Genomic DNA, 15,574 nt, shown 5'->3' with positions numbered 1-15,574 from the left:
TGGCCAAAATCAGGGCTGTAGCCTATGGCGCGAGGGCGAGATTGATGACGTTTTTTCGCGCACGCAGGTGATGCGCTGCATGAATCTGTCCGGCTGGCTCAAAAAACCGTCTTCATACGCAATCACGCGCAGGCCGCCTTCTTGACTAACGCGCAGCAGCTCACCGGGCTGCAAAAGAAAATCTGGGCGAGATGGCTTGCCCACGGTTTCGTTACCCGCGCAAAAAGTTTCGTAGATCAGCACACCGCCCTCTGCCACACTTTGCAAAAGTGTGGGCAGCAAGGGCCGCCACAGATAATTCGTGACGATCACGCCTGCGAATTGCTCACCAGGCAGCGGCCACGCGCCGTTTTCAATATCCGCTTGCACAAGCAAGCAGCGACTGCGCTCTTCAGCATTCAATTGATTTGCTATACTTTCTATAGCTGCTTGCGCAATATCTATGCCGGCTACATGCCGTTTTTGCTTTAAAAAATACAGCAAATGCCGACCTGCTCCGCAGGCTACATCGAGCACGCGGCCACCCGCCACATCATGCGGCACAGACGAGCTCCAGCGCGCCACCCAATTCGATACAGATTCAGTTCCGTGCATATGTAGCTTTTACTTGGGTTGAAACTCGGCTTTAACGGCATTCAACGCCATCTTCTCGACGCTCCCCGGCGCGAGCAACTTAAGCCAGCGCCCGAGTTTGCCTTTACCCGTCATCACCACTTCGCGCTCACGTCGCTCCATGCCAGCAATGATCAAGCGAGCGCACGCTTGCACTGTCATTGCGCCCTCTTCTTTCAATCCACTGGATCCAAGGGCCTCGCCTTTTGCGTTCAGACCATGCTGGCGAATCTGCGTGAGCACCACGCCGGGATAAGCCGTCGTCACGCTCACGCCATGCACCTTCATCTCCGCGCGCAGTGCCTCAAAAAACCCCGCTTGCGCAAACTTAGAGGCACTGTAAGCCGTGCGCCCCGGCACACCGATGATGCCTGCAAGCGAGCTCACAGCCACAATGCTTCCCTGAGACTTGATCACATGCGGCAAGGCCGCATGCGTACACCAAACGCTGCCCCAATGGTTCACGCGCATCACGTCTTCATACCAGCTCAATTTATCTGCAGCAACTTCTTCAAACAAAGCCTGCGCAGAAATGCCCGCGTTGTTGATCAGCGCATCGATGCGGCCAAATTTCTCTACCGTTTGAGAGACCAGCGAAACGCAATCCTCGCGCACGCCCACATCCGTACGCACACACAAGGTTTGCGCGCCAAGAGCTGCGCACTGTGCTGCCACGGCCTGCAGCGCATCCATCTTGCGAGCCGCCAATACGAGACCCACGCCCGCTTTGTGTGTGTTCGCTAGTTGCCGCGCGATCTCAGCGCCAATGCCTTCGGAGGCGCCGGTGATTACTATAATTTTCATAGCATGTTGCGCAGGTTCTATGCCGGCGAAGTGATGATTTGATCAATATTCTAGGTTAGGAAAGGTACAGAACTGTCTCGAAAGTGCCTGAGTGCTTTGCAAACAGCATCTTGACTTAATCCACTATATTAGAAATAATTTCCATCATGAAGGAAAAAAGTACTCAATCCAACACACTTGACGAACGCATCGCCCAGCGCGTGCGCTACCTGCGAGATGCACGCAGCCTCTCGCTGGATCAGCTGGCGCAGCGCTCTGGCGTCAGCCGCTCCATGATCTCGCTGATTGAACGCGGGCAGGCCAGCCCTACTGCAGTCGTATTGGAGAAAATCGCCAACGGCTTAGGTGTGGCACTGGCTTCCTTGTTTGAAGCTGAGCCAGATCAGCAAACCGAGAAAATCATCGCACGCGCTTCAACCCAAGGCTTCTGGCAAGACCCGGCCAGCGGCTACATGCGCCGCAATGTCTCTCCCGCGCAGGAGTTGGGAGGCCAAGCCCCGCCAGTTCATATCGTCGAAGTGAAATTCCCAGCAAAAACGCGCGTGATGTACGACGGCCTGGTGCAAGGCGCGGTGCTGCATCAGCAAATTTGGCTGCTCTCCGGGCAAATGCAAATCACGCTGGGCGATCAAGTGCACGATCTCAAAGCAGGCGATTGCTTGGCCCATCGCTTGGATCGCCCCATCACCTACTTCAACCCAGGCACGCAAACTGCGCGTTATGCCGTGCTCATCACGAGGTAATTTTTAGTGAGCTCTTTTTCAATCCAGAGACTGCAAACGCTCTCAAACCAAGATATCAATGAACTGGCCGATGTGTTGATTGACGTGGTGGAAGGTGGTGCAAGCGTCGGCTTCATGCTGCCGATCACCCGTGAACGCGCCTTGCAGTTTTGGCAAACGGTCGCCAGCGATGTGGTCAAAGGCGAGCGCGCCGTACTCGTCGCAAGAGATACCCAAGGTGTGATCGCCGGCACGACGCAGCTCATCCTCGCCATGCCAGACAACCAGCCCCACCGCGCCGACTTGGCCAAGATGCAAGTGCATCGCCGTGCCCGCAAGCAGGGCTTGGCGCAAAAGCTTCTTCATGCTGCAGAAAGCTGGGCGCGCGAGCTCGGCAAAACCGTCCTCGTGCTCGATACCGTATCAGGCAGCGATGCCTCGCGCGTGTACGAGCGCGCACTCTGGCAGCGTGTGGGCGAGATTCCGAATTACGCCCTATGGCCGCAGGGCGGCATGTGTCCCACTACCTATTACTTCAAGGACATTTCAAAATGATTGAATTCATCGATTGCCAACGCGAGCAACATTCGCAAGCCATTCTCGATATCTTCAACGAAGCCATTGTGAATTCGACCGCTTTGTATGACTACAGGCCTCGCCCGCCTGAAAGCATGGCAGCTTGGTTTGCTACCAAGCAAGCTAGCGCATTCCCAGTCGTCGGCGCAGTGGATGAATCTGGCCAGCTCCTAGGTTTTGCCAGCTACGGAACATTCCGCGCTTGGCCAGCCTACAAATACTCGGTAGAGCACAGCGTCTATATCCACAAAGACCATCGAGGCAAGGGCTTGGGGCTGCAATTGATGCAAGCGCTGATTGAGCGCGCAAAGGGCCAAGGCAAACACATCATGGTCGGAGGCATTGACATGACAAATACGCCAAGCATCGCTTTGCACGAGCGTCTGGGCTTCAAACATAGCGGCACGATCGAACAAGCTGCTTTCAAATTTGGCCGCTGGCTTGATCTTGGGTTTTATCAGTTGATTTTGAATACGCCTGCCGAGCCTGCAGATGGGTAGGCATTGGTACGCTATGGCCTGGTGAGTTCCAATCTCGGTGAACTATGCCGCTCAAAAGTAGCGCGCGTTTCGCGCAAAGATTTCATGATCGCTCATAGGCCGCGGCTGTGATTGGGGTATCTCCCGCAGAAAAATAAAGGGGGAGACGGCGCAGCCGGCGGAGGACATTTTCGGAGGGGGATGCCCCAAGCGCAGACGTGGCCGCTCTTAACAACACCCAATGAATACTACAAATTCAATAGCACTCCGCGCAGATTCTATGCCGGCAATATGCCAAAAATGCTCATAAAAAGCATCAAAAACAAGCCCAAATCTGCCCTGCTAATGTCACCATGAATTCCGGGCGAATGTAGAGCAAAAACACACCTACGCAGGCCAGCACAGCGGCACTGTAGGTGAAGAGTTTTTGTGATTTGCTCATAAGCCAAATTGTCGCTGATTACGCTGTTTTAAGCGAGCGAGAAATGGCCTCTTCGCGTACCGGCAGATTCACCAGCGCCGCAAAGATGCCCAAAGCAATCGAGATGTACCAAACAATGTCGTAGCTGCCGGTTTTGTCATAGAGCAAACCACCCAGCCACACGCCCATGAAACTGCCGATTTGGTGGCTGAAGAAAACGAAGCCGCCGAGCATAGACAGATGCGCCACGCCGAAGATTTGCGCCACCGTCGCATTCGTGGGTGGCACAGTGGAGAGCCAGAGCAAGCCCATCACGCTAGCGAAGATATACACGCTCCAAGGCGTGAGCGGAGCGATCAGGAAGATGGAAATGGCGATGGCGCGCGCCAAATAGATGAAGCTCAAAATCCATTTTTTCGGCATCTTCTGGCCCAGCGATCCCGCGATATACGTGCCAAACACATTGAACAAACCAATCAGTGCCAGCGCATAGCTGGCCACTTGCGGCGAAAGGCCTTTGTCTTTCAAATAGCTGGGCATGTGTACGCCGATGAAAACGACTTGGAAGCCGCACACGAAATAGCCCGCCATCAGCAATTGAAAGCTCGGGTATTTGAAAGCTTCCTTGAGCGCTTCCCAAATCGTTTGGTCCCGCTTGGGCGCAGCGCCGCCTGCAAAGCCCGGCTCGCGCAAGAAGAAGGCCAGCGGCATGATCAGCAAAGTTGCTGTCGTGAGAATCAGCAGCGCATCTTTCCAACCAAAGCTGCTGATCAAAAAGCCCTCGGTCGGCACCATGAGAAACTGCCCAAACGAGCCCGCCGCTGCGGCCACGCCCATCGCCCAAGAGCGCTTGGCCGGATCAATTTGGCGGCCAATCACGCCGTAGATCACGGCATAGGTCGTGCCCGCTTGCGCTGCGCCGATCAAGATGCCTGTGGTGAGTGTGAACATCAGTGTTGTGGTCGAGAGCGCCATACCCGCCAAGCCCAGGGCATACAGCACCGCACCTGCGATGATCACGCGAAACGCGCCAAACTTATCTGCCAGCATGCCGGCAAAGATGCCAAAGAAGCCCCAAGCCAGATTTTGAATGGCCAATGCGAATGCAAAGTTCTCCCGCGTCCAGCCATGCGCCTGCGTGATCGGCTGAAGCCACAACCCAAAGCCATGGCGAATGCCCATCGAGAGCGTCACGATCATGGCTCCGGCAATGAGCACCTGTTGCATGGAGAGTTTTTGTAGAGGATTGGAATTCATACACCCATTGTCGCGCTTTGTGACACTTCTTGCTGTGCTGATACTGACACGGATTGATCAGATTCAGACATCAATGCTCACAGATTGTCACCGTGAATTGGGCTAGCATGCCTGTGTCTTCCACAAACCTTGAACAAGGGTGAAATGAAAAAAATCCGAATTGATCTGCTGACACGAACGTTTTTAGCGACCACTGTATGCTTCTTGATCGCTGCATGTGGAGGAGGTGGCGGCGGCAGCGATCCGTTACCCGCATCGAACATCGTCTCCATCACACCGTCCACACCTGCTGCAGGCAGCATCACGCCGAGCACCAGCGTCACCACCCCAAGCTCGTCCACCACACCCGTGGTGACCACGCCCGCCATCGCCAGTTGCGCGCCCATCAAATCCGCACAAGAGGCACTCAACGCTGTTAATGCCGCTCGGGCTGTGGCTCGCAGCTGCGGCTCCACGTCTTACCCGGCTGTCGCCCCCTTGCAGTGGAATAGCCAACTTGCCGAAGCCGCTCTTGCGCATTCGCGAGACATGGCGACACGGAATTACTTTGCCCACACGAATCTTGATGGCGAAACGCCCTCGGATCGCACCGCCAAAGCAGGCTACGGTCGGTTCACTGGAGAAAACATTGCAGCTGGCTATGGCACGCTAGAGGCGGTAATGCAAGGCTGGCTCAGCAGCCCAGGCCATTGTGCCAACATCATGCGCGCCAGCTACAAAGACTTTGCCTTAGCTTGCGCCATACCTGTATCCAACAACGCAACCTACAACATCTACTGGACGCAATCTTTCGGCGCTAAGTAAGCTGCAGACCTCAACAGTCCAAGCTCAAAGCCTGCATGGTTTTGCCGGTTTTGTTGTCGGTCACCACCAGGTTGATTTGCCTTGGATGCGCTTTACCCGCTGTAAGCGTAGGCGCGAGGCTGCTGAATTTAAGGGTCTGCTCCCCGGTAAACTGCCCCAGCGGCACATATTGGCGCACGACAAAATCATTCTTCAAAGTCTCGCCTTTGTTTTCGCCTGCTGTAACTCGGCTCACATGGTCGTGCTCGGTGACGGTGAAATAGGCGCTCCACACAGTCCCCAGCATGGCTTCAATGCGTGCTTCAAAACGATTGGGCTCGATTTGCTTGAGGTTGATGCTGGCTTGCGCCACTTGCGGGCTCTCTAGCATCGCGGCAGCTTGGCCAACATTGCGTACCGTGAGCCCGTTTTTAGCAATTTGCGGAGTGTAGATGCTGTTCAAGCTCGTGCGGGCGGAAAGCTCGCGTTGGCGCTGTGTGTAGGCGGGCGCAGCAAATCGGTCTTTCCAGCCGATGTAATCCCAATAATTCACATGGAAGGCCTGAGCCACCACCTTGCCTTCTTTTTGTGCCGCTTTGAAGCCTGAAAGCCAAGTATCCGCCGGAGGGCAGGAGCTGCAGCCCTCCGAGGTGTAAAGCTCAATCACTGGTGTGAGCGTCGCTGCAGACTTGGCCGAACAATTTTCCATAGAAAAAGCACTGATCGCCGGCATACATACTGCGCAGAGTGCTATTAAATGAGGAGTGAAAGTAAGATGTGACATGCCAAGCTCCAGTCAATGCTCAGCATCTGTCGGCATGCGCCGGTAAGTCTTACAGGGTTTAAATCAACACAATATCGTAGTGCTCCTGCACCATGGTGCTTTCAGCCTGAAGAGAAATAGGCTTGCCGATGAAATCAGACAAGCCGGCCAAATGCTGACTCTCTTCATCAAGAAATAGCTCAATCACTTGCGGCGCAGCAATCACTCGGAACTCTTTGGGATTGAATTGGCGGGCTTCGCGCAAGATTTCTCGCAAGATGTCGTAGGCCACGGTGCGCGGGGTTTTCACACTGCCCTTGCCTTGGCAGGCGGGGCATGGCTCGCAGAGCATGTGTTCCAAAGATTCGCGGGTGCGTTTGCGCGTCATCTCCACCAAACCCAGCGGCGAAAAAGCATTCGCTGCGTTGGTTTTCGTGCGGTCTCGCGCAAGTTGTTTACCAAGCTCGGCAAGCACTTGTTCACGGTGCTCGGCACGCGTCATGTCAATGAAATCAGCGATGATCACCCCGCCAAGATTACGCAGGCGCAGCTGCCGCGCCATCGCGCCAGCGGCCTCTAAATTCGTCTTGAAAATCGTATCGTCAAAATTTCTCGCCCCCACGAAGCCGCCGGTGTTCACATCAATCGTGGTGAGGGCTTCGGTCTGATCAATGATCAAGTAGCCACCCGATTTGAGCTCCACGCGGCGCTCCATGGCCTTGGCCACTTCTTCATCGACATTGAACAAATCAAAAATCGGCCGCTCGCCTTTGTAGAGCTGCACTTTGGCAGCGGCATGCGGCATGAACTCTTTGCCATAGGCCATGAGCGCATCATGCTGCTCACGAGAATCAATGCGAATGCTTTGCGTCTCATCGCTTGCCATATCGCGCAGCACGCGCTGCATGAGTGTGAGATCGGTGTGCAGCACGGATTGCGGCGGCAAGCGCGTGGCGCTGTCTTTGATACGCAGCCACGTCTTGAGCAGATAGGCCATATCGTCTTGCAGCTCAGCATCTGTGGCCTCTTCTGCATTGGTGCGCAAGATGAAGCCGCCGCCTTTGAACTGTTGCTCTGCTGCATGAGCATCCCAGAGCTTTTGCACCCGCGAGCGCAGGCTCTCGCGTTGCTCGGGTGTGATTTTTTGCGAGATACCGATGTGATCGTCTTGCGGCAAGAAAACGAGCTGTCGCCCCGCCAAACTGATCTGGCTAGAGAGCCGCGCGCCCTTGCTACCAATCGGGTCTTTGATCACCTGCACCATCAGCGCTTGGCCTTCAAACACTTGGCGTTCAATCGGCACTGCAGGTGAGCTCGATTGCGAAGATCGTTGCACGCCATCGGCATAGCGCGCGTGGACCGAGCTGGCCAAATCAGCCACATGTAAAAAAGCTGCGCGCTCCAAGCCAATATCAATAAAGGCCGATTGCATGCCCGGCAGCACCCGCGCCACCTTGCCTAAATACACATTTCCCACGAGGCCACGCTCCAAATGGCGCTCGATATGCAGCTCTTGCACAGCGCCATGCTCAATCAACGCCACGCGCGTTTCTTGAGGGCTCCAATTGATGAGAATGTCGTGTTGCATAGCAAATTTTTGTGGGTGGCTTGGAAGGCGTATTGAAGTAGCCTAGTGTGCAATAGAAGTCAGGGCTAGGCGACTTACCAACACATCCAGCATAAATGAGGAGCGGTAAGATTGATCAAAACTGATGGGGCGCAGCGAATGCAGAGTTCCAGAGTGCAGCCATTGGTAGTTGTTGCGCAGGTCATACAAGTGAAAGCCCATTTTTTCAAAGCCCTCAAGACTTGCGCGAATGAAGGGCGCTTTAACTTCCATCGCCACCTTGAGTTTGGGATGTGTGCAGTGTGTCAAAACATCATGCACCACATGATGCTCCGCGCCTTCGATATCCAGCTTGATGAAGCTCACCTGCGCTGCATCGTCACCCAAAATATCCTTGAACGTGCGCCCACTGACTTCCACTGGCCTCCAGGCTTTGCTGCCCCCCATCAACCAAAAATCCAACTCGCTACGCTTGGGCGGCTGCAAGCGGCAATGCATATCGTTATGGCGATTGATATAGAAAGTGATCGGTGCAGATTGCTCTGCACAAGCCGCATGCACGACCTGAACCACTTGAGTATGGGTTTCATGAAATGCATTGACGTCTAGATTTCTCTGTATGCGCAATACATTGCGTGGCGCGGCCTCTATCGCAATGACTTTGCCTTGGGTGCCCACCTGCTTCGCCATCAGGAGAGTGAAATAGCCCACATTCGCGCCAGCATCAACACAGACATCGCCAGCCTGAATCCAGTGCTGCAGACCCTGCGTGAGCACAGGCTCAAATTCGCCTCGGTAAAACACCACGGCATTCAAAGTGGAATCCAAAGGCGCGCCTGCCAAACGCAGACCACGCTTCGTGACTATCTCTGGGCTGTAGCGACGCAATGCTGTCCATTTCAGCAATCCCAAGCCTAGGCCAAGCACCATCAGCTTCAATGGCAACAACAATCCTGGCCACTCCACGCTGCTTTGCATCAAGCGCCGCAAACGTCCGCCCCAAAGCTCGACGGCCGAACTTCGCGCCGCAACAGAATTCGAGTCGTACTTCATCATGGCGCGTTATGCCGCTGTTGATCTTTAGAGCGAAGAAATCAATTGCGCAGTCTCATACATCGGCAGCCCCATGATGCCAGTGTAGCTGCCCGCAATATGGCTCACATAAGCTGCAGCTTTGCCCTGAATCGCATAGGCTCCGGCTTTACCCATCGGCTCCCCACTGGCCACATAGGCCTTGATGGCCTTGGGCGTCATGGGTGCGAATGTCACCTTCGAAACGGAGAGCGCCTGCACCCGCTTTTTGCCATTTTGTATCGCTACAGCTGTAAGCACACGGTGCGTCTGCCCTTGCAGCGCTGTGAGCATACGCACGGCATCTGCTTCATTCTCCGGTTTGCCATAAATCGTGCGCCCCATCGCCACGGTGGTGTCAGAGCAAATCACAGGCGCAGCAGGCAAACCGCGCCGCTTCATCCGAGCCACCGCCGCGTCCAACTTCAAACCCGTCACGCGCTGTACATAAGCGCTAGGTGCTTCATTCTTCAGCGCAATCTCCAAACTCTCTGCATCTTCACTCGCATCGGCAATAAGCAATTCAAACCTTACGCCCAGCATCTCCAAGAGCTGAGCGCGGCGTGGGCTTTGAGAGGCGAGGTAGATGAATAAAGATACTGACATAGCCTAGTTTTTCAGTGCAGCATTTGCATCTCAGCAAAAAGTATGTTCATCGTCTGTTACCTGGACATTCTTCTTTATCCCGACTCCAGCCCCTTACATGTGAGCTTACCTGTACTGCAGCAAGCTCCCGCGTCAGAATCAGAAATCGTCCAGCTTCTGTTGTATGGCAATACTTCATCCATCCAGCAGCGCTCTCAAAATCTTCAATCTTGACTAGGTAATAGCCCAATTCATCAAGCCTCTTCGAAATTGCTTGAACAACGGTCTGCCCGTCTGCACCGTAAAACCTTGCGCTGGCTGATACGGATGATGCTTTAGCCATCACGTCTAATGGTTCTAGCGGTGTTCTTATTTCGGAAATCTGATGAATACGAACAATATCTTGCTTAACAACGCCCACCCTGCTGGAAACGTTATCTGCGCACGCCGCAAGTTGCAACATGATAAGCACAGTCATAGCTCTCGATACAGTATCAACTAATATCATTTTCAAAAAACTGTCACTCACGATGATACGGATGCCCCGCATTCACAGACCAAGCTCGGTAGAGCTGCTCAACCAGCAGCACACGCACCATGGCGTGAGGAAGCGTTAGGTCTGAAAGGCGAATGCTCTCAGGGGCGGATTTTCTGAATTCTGGATCGAGGCCATCGGGGCCTCCGATGACTAAAGCTACATCTGTGCCGCCAAGTTGCCAATCGGTCAAGCGCGCCGCGAGTTGCACAGTGCTCGTGTTTTTGCCGCGCTCATCAAGCACGACGATTCTCGTGCCTTTGGGTATCGCAGCCTCGATGCGCTCGCGCTCGGCGAGCATGAGCGCTGCGGTATTTTTATTGTTGGTGCGCGGCTCGGTTTTGATGGCCTTGAGCTCAAGCTTGATCTCAGGTGGGAAGCGCTTGGCGTAGTCGTCCCAAGCGGTTTGCGCCCAATCGGGAACGCGCTGGCCTACAGCGACCACCCAGAGTTTCATGCAGATTTTTTAGCGGCAGCTTTCTTCGCAGGCGCTTTTTTCGCAGCAGCCTTTTTAGCCACTGCTTTTTTAGCCACAGCTTGAGGAGAAGCTTTGCTGGCTGATTTTTTTACCGCAGGTTTTTTTACTGCAGCTTTTATAGCTGGCGTCTCTTTTGCTACTTTTTTGGTAGCAGTCTGCGCAGATTTTTCGGCTTTAGCAGCCTCTTTTTTCTTAGACACAGCCTCTGCAGCTTTCTTTTCTGCCTTCTCGGCTTCTTTCTCAGAAGCGGCGTGCTTCAAACGCAACGGCTTTTCGCCCCAGATATCTTCCAGATGGTAATACTGGCGAATAGCGGGCTGCATGATGTGCACCACGGCTGGGCCGCAATCAACGATGATCCATTCGCCGTTGTCTTCACCCTCGGTGCGTGGTTTGGAAAAACCTGCTTCGCTCACCGCTTCACGCACGCTCATCGCCAGCGCCTTGGTTTGCCGGTTGCTGGTGCCGCTGGCTACGATCACGCGCTCAAACAAGCTGCTCAAATGCTCGGTATCAAACACCATGAGGTTTTGAGCTTTCACATCTTCCAAGCCGTCAACAATGGCTTTGGTGAGCTTGGTGACATCGCGTTTGCCTTGTGAGTCGGCAGCAGCTGCAGGTGCAGGTGCAGGTGCACGGCGGGTGATGTGAGAGGATTTAGGAGTGGCCATTCAGGTGTTCTTCAGGTGAGAAGGTAGAGACGATGTTCAGCAATATACCGCGCAACGGAGGGCTTGACCAGATGGTCGATTGCTTGTGAGTGTGAGCAAAGTTGGCGAATTTGCGTCGCACTGATGGGCGAGGCAGGCATATGAATCGTCGAATGCTTTATTTTACCTTGATTTATAGGGTCTTTTTGTGCATTCGCCGGCATAGAATCTGCGCGGAATGCTACTAAAAGTGTAGCTATTTGCAGAATCTCTTGAAAGCGATGCCATTGCGGGAAGAAGGCCAACTGATCTTCCCCCATCAACAAAAAGAGCTCGGCCTGTGGATTTTCTGCACGCAGCTCGAGCAAGGTGTCGATGGAGTATGTGGCGCCACTGCGCAGTGTCTCGCGCGAGTCAATGCGGGCTTGTGGCAGATCAGCAAAGGCCAATTTACTCATCGCTACACGATGCGAAGCTGGTGTTAGCGCTCTGCTCTTGTGCCAAGCCACGCCCGTGGGCACGATGCGCAGCTCATCCAGGGCGTATTGCGAAATGGCCAATTGTGCAAGTGCCTCATGCGCCAGATGTGGCGGATCAAACGCGCCACCAAAGATGCCAAGCCTGCGAACAGCGCTCAAATCCAATCCTTGCGCACAAGAAATTTCTTGTACAAATCACTCTCCGGCGTGCCACTGCGAGGCTTGCGCTTATAGGCCCAGCTCACCATGGGCGGCATGCTCATCAAAATAGATTCGGTACGCCCGCCTGACTGCAAGCCGAAATGTGTGCCTCGATCCCACACGAGATTGAATTCCACATAGCGCCCGCGCCGATACAGCTGAAAATCGCGCTCGCGCTGCTTGAAGGGTTGATCACAACGCCTCTCAAGAATAGGCAAGTAAGCAGGAATGAAAGCATTGCCGATAGATTGCATCAGGCTAAAACTGTTGGAAAAGCCACCCTCGGAAAAATCATCCATAAAGATGCCGCCAATGCCACGCTGCTCTTTGCGATGCTTCAAATAAAAGTATTCATCGCACCACTGCTTGAACTTGGGGTACTTGTCCTCCCCAAAAGGCGTCACAGCCATTTTGCAGATGGTGTGAAAATGCACGGCATCTTGCTCATAGCCGTAGTAAGGTGTGAGATCCATGCCGCCGCCAAACCAAAACACGGTTTGCCCATTGGGCGCCTTAGCGGCCAGCATGCGCACATTCATATGCACGGTGGGCACATACGGATTGTGCGGATGAAATACCAGCGATACACCCAGCGCTTCAAACGGCGCGCCCGCCAACTCAGGACGATGCTGCGTAGCCGACGGCGGGAGCTTGCCGCCTCGCACATGCGAGAAGCCGCAACCCGCGCGCTCAAAAATACCACCACTCTCCAAAATGCAAGTGATCCCCTCGCCCTGCAAAGGCTCACCAGGGCGTTTTTTCCATTTGTCTTTGGTGAAATCCGAACCATCCACACTGCTGAATGTGGCAACGATGTTGTCTTGTAGATCCAGCAAATAGCTGCGAACTTTTTCTATGCTCATGTTGCAATGGTAGCGCGGAAAAATGATGCCAGGCTGATTTCACTTCACAATCAGCTCGCGCCGGTCAACGCTGGGCTCAATCAATACGACCGGCGCCATATTCTCTGGCTTGAGGCCGCGCACTGGCGCGCAAAGCTCGGCTACACGCGCCATATCTTGCGCCTCAATACCCGATAGCTTCACAAACTGATTCACCTTGCATTCGCGGCGTGAGTAATCCAGAGTCACGACCAAGAGCGGCACATCACAAGCCACCGCCACCCGATAGAAACCGCTGCGCCAACCGGGTATGTATTTGCGTGTGCCTTCAGGAGCCAGCCCCAGCCAGAAATACTCGCCTTTTGCTTTGCGCTCTTGCATCTGAGCAATCATGCTGCCCACCACGCCATGCTTGGCTGTTCGCTCCACTGGCACGCCGCCAATCCATCGCAGCCATGCGCCCAGCAGCGGAATTTTGAACAGCGTATCTTTCCCCCAAAACATCACCTGCACACCGACCGCCCATTTCACAACGAACATCAGAGGTGCATCCCAATTGCTGGTGTGCGGATAGACGACGGCAATGCCTTGGCGGGTAGGAAAACCATCAAACGCTACGCGCCAACCCAAGACTCTGAGCAGAGCCTTCGCTAAACGGCTGCCTTGGAATTGAAGAATGTAGGGTTTTTGAAAATCACTCACTTCACCGCACGATACCCAATATCGCGCCGATATTGCATCCCGTCAAACCCTATCCCTTGGATCACCTGCGCAGCTCTGGCCTGGGCTTGCTTCACCGAATCCGCCAACGCCGTGACGCAAAGCACACGGCCACCGCTGACCAACGTTTTACCGTCTTGTCGCGATGTACCCGCATGAAAGACAAGCACATCGTCACCGACCGAAGAATCACCTGTAGGCAAACCACTGATCACATCCCCTTTGCGAGGTGTCATCGGATAGCCATGCGCAGCCAGCACCACGCCGAGCGCCACACGGCGATCCCATTGCAGCTCAATGGTGTCAAGCTTGGCGTCCGTTGCGGCGAGCAACACATCGACCAAATCGCTCTTCAAACGCATCATGATCGGCTGCGTCTCAGGGTCGCCCATGCGGCAGTTGAATTCCAGCGTTTTGATCTTGCCGTCCGCAGTGATCATCAGGCCCGCATATAAAAAGCCGGTATAGCGAATGCCATCCGCTTCCATGCCCTTGATCGTAGGCATGATCACCTCGCGCATCGCCTTCGCATGCACCGAAGGCGTGACCACCGGCGCAGGCGAATAGGCGCCCATGCCGCCGGTGTTCGGGCCTTTGTCGCCATCATGCAGGCGCTTGTGATCTTGGCTGGTGGCTAGTGCAGTCACGTTCTTGCCATCACAGAGCACGATGAAGCTGGCTTCTTCGCCTTCTAAGAACTCTTCAATCACGACTCTTGCTTCGCCGTTGTGTTGGACGCCATAAGCGTTCGAAGCCAGCATGTCGTCAACAGCCGCATGTGCTTCAGCAAGCGACATCGCCACCACCACGCCCTTGCCCGCAGCCAATCCATCGGCCTTCACCACAATCGGCGCACCCTTCTTATCGATGTAAGCATGAGCTGCCACTGCATCGGTGAAGGTTTCAAACTCGGCGGTCGGAATTGCATGTCGCGCCATGAAGGCTTTGCTAAACGCCTTGGAGCTTTCCAATTGCGCCGCAGCTTGGGTAGGCCCAAAAATCCGCAAGCCCTTCGCGCGGAATTCATCCACCACGCCAGCAGCCAACGGAGCCTCTGGCCCCACGACCGTGAGCGCTATTTTTTCAGTAGCAGCAAAAGCAGATAATTCTGTGGGCGATGAGAGATTCAAATTAACTAGTCGATCATCCAGCGCCGTGCCACCATTACCTGGCGCGACATAGACACACTGGACCTTAGGCGATTGCGCCAGCTTCCAAGCCAGTGCATGCTCGCGGCCACCGCCGCCAATCACTAATATTTTCATGGGTTAATTTCTGCGTTGTGAAAAACGTTTTGCACGTCATCAATTTCTTCGATCATGTCAAGCAGCTTTTGCATCTTGGCGGCATCATCACCGGTGAGCGCAACGGTGTTTTCTGCACGCATGGTCACTTCGGCAATTTCGGGTTGAAAGCCCGCGGCCTCAATCGCGTTTTTCACTGCTTCGAAATCCGTAGGCGAAGTAAGCACCTCAATACCGCCCTCGTCGTCGGTGATCACATCATCCGCGCCCGCTTCTAAAGCAATATCCATCACCTTAGCTTCGTCTGCACCCGGTGCAAGCAAGATTTGGCCGCAGTGCTTGAACTGGAATGCCACAGCGCCTTCTGCGCCCATGTTGCCGCCTTGTTTGCTAAAAGCATGCCGCACAGCAGCGACGGTGCGCACTTTGTTGTCTGTCATCGTGTCCACCAAAATCGCCGCGCCGCCGATGCCGTAGCCTTCATAACGAATTTCTTCGTAATGCACGCCTTCGAGGTTACCTGTGGCTTTGTCGATGTTGCGTTTGATCGTGTCAGCTGGCATGTTTGCAGCTTTGGCTTTATCTACCGCCAAACGCAGACGCGGATTGGCTGTCAAATCCCCGCCCCCCTGACGCGCCGCCACCATGATCTCGCGGATCACGCGCGTCCAAATCTTCCCGCGCTTTTCATCCTGCCGCCCCTTGCGGTGCTGGATATTTGCCCATTTACTGTGGCCTGCCATGAATCAAGTCCTCTGATTGCGTCTTAAACTAGGTACTTATTG

General features: G+C 54.4%; 20 protein-coding genes. 4 read left to right on the top strand and 16 right to left on the bottom strand.

Annotated features, from left to right (window positions below; genetic code table 11):
* Nucleotides 1-9 precede the first annotated feature (9 nt).
* Nucleotides 10-594, bottom strand: a complete 585-nt coding sequence (locus KIH26_RS04530; protein WP_213442889.1) for a class I SAM-dependent methyltransferase — start codon at nucleotides 592-594, stop codon at nucleotides 10-12.
* Between the two features lie 9 nt (nucleotides 595-603).
* On the bottom strand, nucleotides 604-1,416 hold the full coding sequence (locus KIH26_RS04525) for an SDR family oxidoreductase (RefSeq protein ID WP_213442887.1): 813 nt from the start codon (nucleotides 1,414-1,416) through the stop codon (nucleotides 604-606).
* Between the two features lie 146 nt (nucleotides 1,417-1,562).
* On the opposite strand from KIH26_RS04525, the gene KIH26_RS04520 reads away from it, so the two are divergent.
* Genes KIH26_RS04520 through KIH26_RS04510 form a run of 3 tightly spaced genes read left to right on the top strand, consistent with a single transcriptional unit; the run spans nucleotide 1,563 to nucleotide 3,214 of the window.
* On the top strand, nucleotides 1,563-2,159 hold the full coding sequence (locus KIH26_RS04520) for a helix-turn-helix domain-containing protein (RefSeq protein WP_213442886.1): 597 nt from the start codon (nucleotides 1,563-1,565) through the stop codon (nucleotides 2,157-2,159).
* 6 nt (nucleotides 2,160-2,165) lie between these two features.
* Nucleotides 2,166-2,693 carry a GNAT family N-acetyltransferase gene (locus tag KIH26_RS04515; protein WP_349627842.1) on the top strand — a complete coding sequence of 176 codons (528 nt, stop codon included), beginning with the start codon at nucleotides 2,166-2,168 and terminating at the stop codon, nucleotides 2,691-2,693.
* Complete coding sequence (locus tag KIH26_RS04510; protein ID WP_213442884.1) at nucleotides 2,690-3,214, top strand: GNAT family N-acetyltransferase; 525 nt, start codon at nucleotides 2,690-2,692, stop codon at nucleotides 3,212-3,214. Before KIH26_RS04515 ends, KIH26_RS04510 begins: the two co-directional genes overlap by 4 nt.
* Before the next feature lie 295 nt (nucleotides 3,215-3,509).
* Here KIH26_RS04510 and KIH26_RS17075 read toward each other — a convergent pair whose 3' ends face one another.
* The gene (locus KIH26_RS17075) at nucleotides 3,510-3,635 is read right to left on the bottom strand and encodes a hypothetical protein (RefSeq protein ID WP_283770136.1); all 126 of its coding nucleotides are present in this window, start codon (nucleotides 3,633-3,635) and stop codon (nucleotides 3,510-3,512) included.
* Between the two features lie 18 nt (nucleotides 3,636-3,653).
* Nucleotides 3,654-4,871 (bottom strand): MFS transporter, encoded by a 1,218-nt coding sequence (locus KIH26_RS04505; RefSeq protein WP_213442882.1) that lies wholly within the window; start codon nucleotides 4,869-4,871, stop codon nucleotides 3,654-3,656.
* Nucleotides 4,872-5,015: 144 nt separating this feature from the next.
* On the opposite strand from KIH26_RS04505, the gene KIH26_RS04500 reads away from it, so the two are divergent.
* Nucleotides 5,016-5,675, top strand: coding sequence for a CAP domain-containing protein (locus KIH26_RS04500; protein ID WP_213442880.1), 660 nt, complete (start codon nucleotides 5,016-5,018; stop codon nucleotides 5,673-5,675).
* Nucleotides 5,676-5,685: 10 nt separating this feature from the next.
* On the opposite strand, the gene KIH26_RS04495 is transcribed toward KIH26_RS04500, so the two are convergent.
* Genes KIH26_RS04495 through KIH26_RS04440 form a run of 12 tightly spaced genes read right to left on the bottom strand, consistent with a single transcriptional unit; the run spans nucleotide 5,686 to nucleotide 15,532 of the window.
* Entirely contained in the window at nucleotides 5,686-6,438 is a 753-nt protein-coding gene (locus KIH26_RS04495; RefSeq protein WP_213442878.1) for a DUF1223 domain-containing protein, read from the bottom strand.
* A 58-nt stretch (nucleotides 6,439-6,496) separates the two neighbouring features.
* On the bottom strand, nucleotides 6,497-8,005 hold the full coding sequence (gene rng / locus KIH26_RS04490) for a ribonuclease G (RefSeq protein WP_213442876.1): 1,509 nt from the start codon (nucleotides 8,003-8,005) through the stop codon (nucleotides 6,497-6,499).
* Between the two features lie 42 nt (nucleotides 8,006-8,047).
* On the bottom strand, nucleotides 8,048-9,040 hold the full coding sequence (locus tag KIH26_RS04485) for an FkbM family methyltransferase (RefSeq protein ID WP_213442874.1): 993 nt from the start codon (nucleotides 9,038-9,040) through the stop codon (nucleotides 8,048-8,050).
* A gap of 24 nt (nucleotides 9,041-9,064) precedes the next feature.
* Nucleotides 9,065-9,661, bottom strand: a complete 597-nt coding sequence (locus tag KIH26_RS04480; RefSeq protein WP_213442872.1) for a Maf family protein — start codon at nucleotides 9,659-9,661, stop codon at nucleotides 9,065-9,067.
* Nucleotides 9,662-9,707: 46 nt separating this feature from the next.
* Nucleotides 9,708-10,169, bottom strand: a complete 462-nt coding sequence (locus KIH26_RS04475) for a hypothetical protein (protein ID WP_213442871.1) — start codon at nucleotides 10,167-10,169, stop codon at nucleotides 9,708-9,710.
* Nucleotides 10,162-10,632: a 23S rRNA (pseudouridine(1915)-N(3))-methyltransferase RlmH gene (gene rlmH, locus KIH26_RS04470; protein WP_213442869.1), complete on the bottom strand. Its 471-nt coding sequence runs from the start codon at nucleotides 10,630-10,632 to the stop codon at nucleotides 10,162-10,164. The genes KIH26_RS04475 and rlmH overlap by 8 nt, the downstream gene beginning before the upstream one ends.
* Nucleotides 10,629-11,324, bottom strand: a complete 696-nt coding sequence (gene rsfS / locus KIH26_RS04465; protein WP_213442862.1) for a ribosome silencing factor — start codon at nucleotides 11,322-11,324, stop codon at nucleotides 10,629-10,631. Before rsfS ends, rlmH begins: the two co-directional genes overlap by 4 nt.
* Before the next feature lie 11 nt (nucleotides 11,325-11,335).
* Complete coding sequence (gene nadD, locus KIH26_RS04460; RefSeq protein WP_249660949.1) at nucleotides 11,336-11,941, bottom strand: nicotinate (nicotinamide) nucleotide adenylyltransferase; 606 nt, start codon at nucleotides 11,939-11,941, stop codon at nucleotides 11,336-11,338.
* A complete protein-coding gene (gene hemF / locus KIH26_RS04455; protein ID WP_213442858.1) occupies nucleotides 11,938-12,846 on the bottom strand; it encodes an oxygen-dependent coproporphyrinogen oxidase in 909 nt (302 codons plus the stop codon). Before hemF ends, nadD begins: the two co-directional genes overlap by 4 nt.
* A gap of 39 nt (nucleotides 12,847-12,885) precedes the next feature.
* Nucleotides 12,886-13,527: a 1-acyl-sn-glycerol-3-phosphate acyltransferase gene (locus KIH26_RS04450; RefSeq protein WP_213442856.1), complete on the bottom strand. Its 642-nt coding sequence runs from the start codon at nucleotides 13,525-13,527 to the stop codon at nucleotides 12,886-12,888.
* A complete protein-coding gene (purD, locus tag KIH26_RS04445; protein WP_213442854.1) occupies nucleotides 13,524-14,810 on the bottom strand; it encodes a phosphoribosylamine--glycine ligase in 1,287 nt (428 codons plus the stop codon). The genes KIH26_RS04450 and purD overlap by 4 nt, the downstream gene beginning before the upstream one ends.
* Complete coding sequence (locus KIH26_RS04440) at nucleotides 14,807-15,532, bottom strand: YebC/PmpR family DNA-binding transcriptional regulator (RefSeq protein WP_213442852.1); 726 nt, start codon at nucleotides 15,530-15,532, stop codon at nucleotides 14,807-14,809. Before KIH26_RS04440 ends, purD begins: the two co-directional genes overlap by 4 nt.
* Nucleotides 15,533-15,574: the final 42 nt, after the last annotated feature.

This window comes from Variovorax sp. PCZ-1 (assembly GCF_018413605.1).
Classification (GTDB): Bacteria; Pseudomonadota; Gammaproteobacteria; order Burkholderiales; family Burkholderiaceae_C; genus JANMDU01.
The sequence above is the reverse complement of the archived record's forward strand: the minus strand, read 5'-3'. Positions and strand labels throughout refer to the sequence as shown.

Excerpts from the sequence above, each read along its gene's own strand:
- KIH26_RS04530 (WP_213442889.1), bottom strand. The coding sequence starts at position 594 with ATGCACGGAACTGAATCTGTATCGAATTGGGTGGCGCGCTGGAGCTCG.
- KIH26_RS04525 (WP_213442887.1), bottom strand. The coding sequence starts at position 1,416 with ATGAAAATTATAGTAATCACCGGCGCCTCCGAAGGCATTGGCGCTGAG.
- KIH26_RS04520 (WP_213442886.1), top strand. The coding sequence starts at position 1,563 with ATGAAGGAAAAAAGTACTCAATCCAACACACTTGACGAACGCATCGCC.
- KIH26_RS04510 (WP_213442884.1), top strand. The coding sequence starts at position 2,690 with ATGATTGAATTCATCGATTGCCAACGCGAGCAACATTCGCAAGCCATT.
- KIH26_RS17075 (WP_283770136.1), bottom strand. The coding sequence starts at position 3,635 with ATGAGCAAATCACAAAAACTCTTCACCTACAGTGCCGCTGTGCTGGCC.
- KIH26_RS04505 (WP_213442882.1), bottom strand. The coding sequence starts at position 4,871 with ATGAATTCCAATCCTCTACAAAAACTCTCCATGCAACAGGTGCTCATT.
- KIH26_RS04500 (WP_213442880.1), top strand. The coding sequence starts at position 5,016 with ATGAAAAAAATCCGAATTGATCTGCTGACACGAACGTTTTTAGCGACC.
- KIH26_RS04495 (WP_213442878.1), bottom strand. The coding sequence starts at position 6,438 with ATGTCACATCTTACTTTCACTCCTCATTTAATAGCACTCTGCGCAGTA.
- rng (WP_213442876.1), bottom strand. The coding sequence starts at position 8,005 with ATGCAACACGACATTCTCATCAATTGGAGCCCTCAAGAAACGCGCGTG.
- KIH26_RS04485 (WP_213442874.1), bottom strand. The coding sequence starts at position 9,040 with ATGATGAAGTACGACTCGAATTCTGTTGCGGCGCGAAGTTCGGCCGTC.
- KIH26_RS04480 (WP_213442872.1), bottom strand. The coding sequence starts at position 9,661 with ATGTCAGTATCTTTATTCATCTACCTCGCCTCTCAAAGCCCACGCCGC.
- rlmH (WP_213442869.1), bottom strand. The coding sequence starts at position 10,632 with ATGAAACTCTGGGTGGTCGCTGTAGGCCAGCGCGTTCCCGATTGGGCG.
- rsfS (WP_213442862.1), bottom strand. The coding sequence starts at position 11,324 with ATGGCCACTCCTAAATCCTCTCACATCACCCGCCGTGCACCTGCACCT.
- hemF (WP_213442858.1), bottom strand. The coding sequence starts at position 12,846 with ATGAGCATAGAAAAAGTTCGCAGCTATTTGCTGGATCTACAAGACAAC.
- purD (WP_213442854.1), bottom strand. The coding sequence starts at position 14,810 with ATGAAAATATTAGTGATTGGCGGCGGTGGCCGCGAGCATGCACTGGCT.
- KIH26_RS04440 (WP_213442852.1), bottom strand. The coding sequence starts at position 15,532 with ATGGCAGGCCACAGTAAATGGGCAAATATCCAGCACCGCAAGGGGCGG.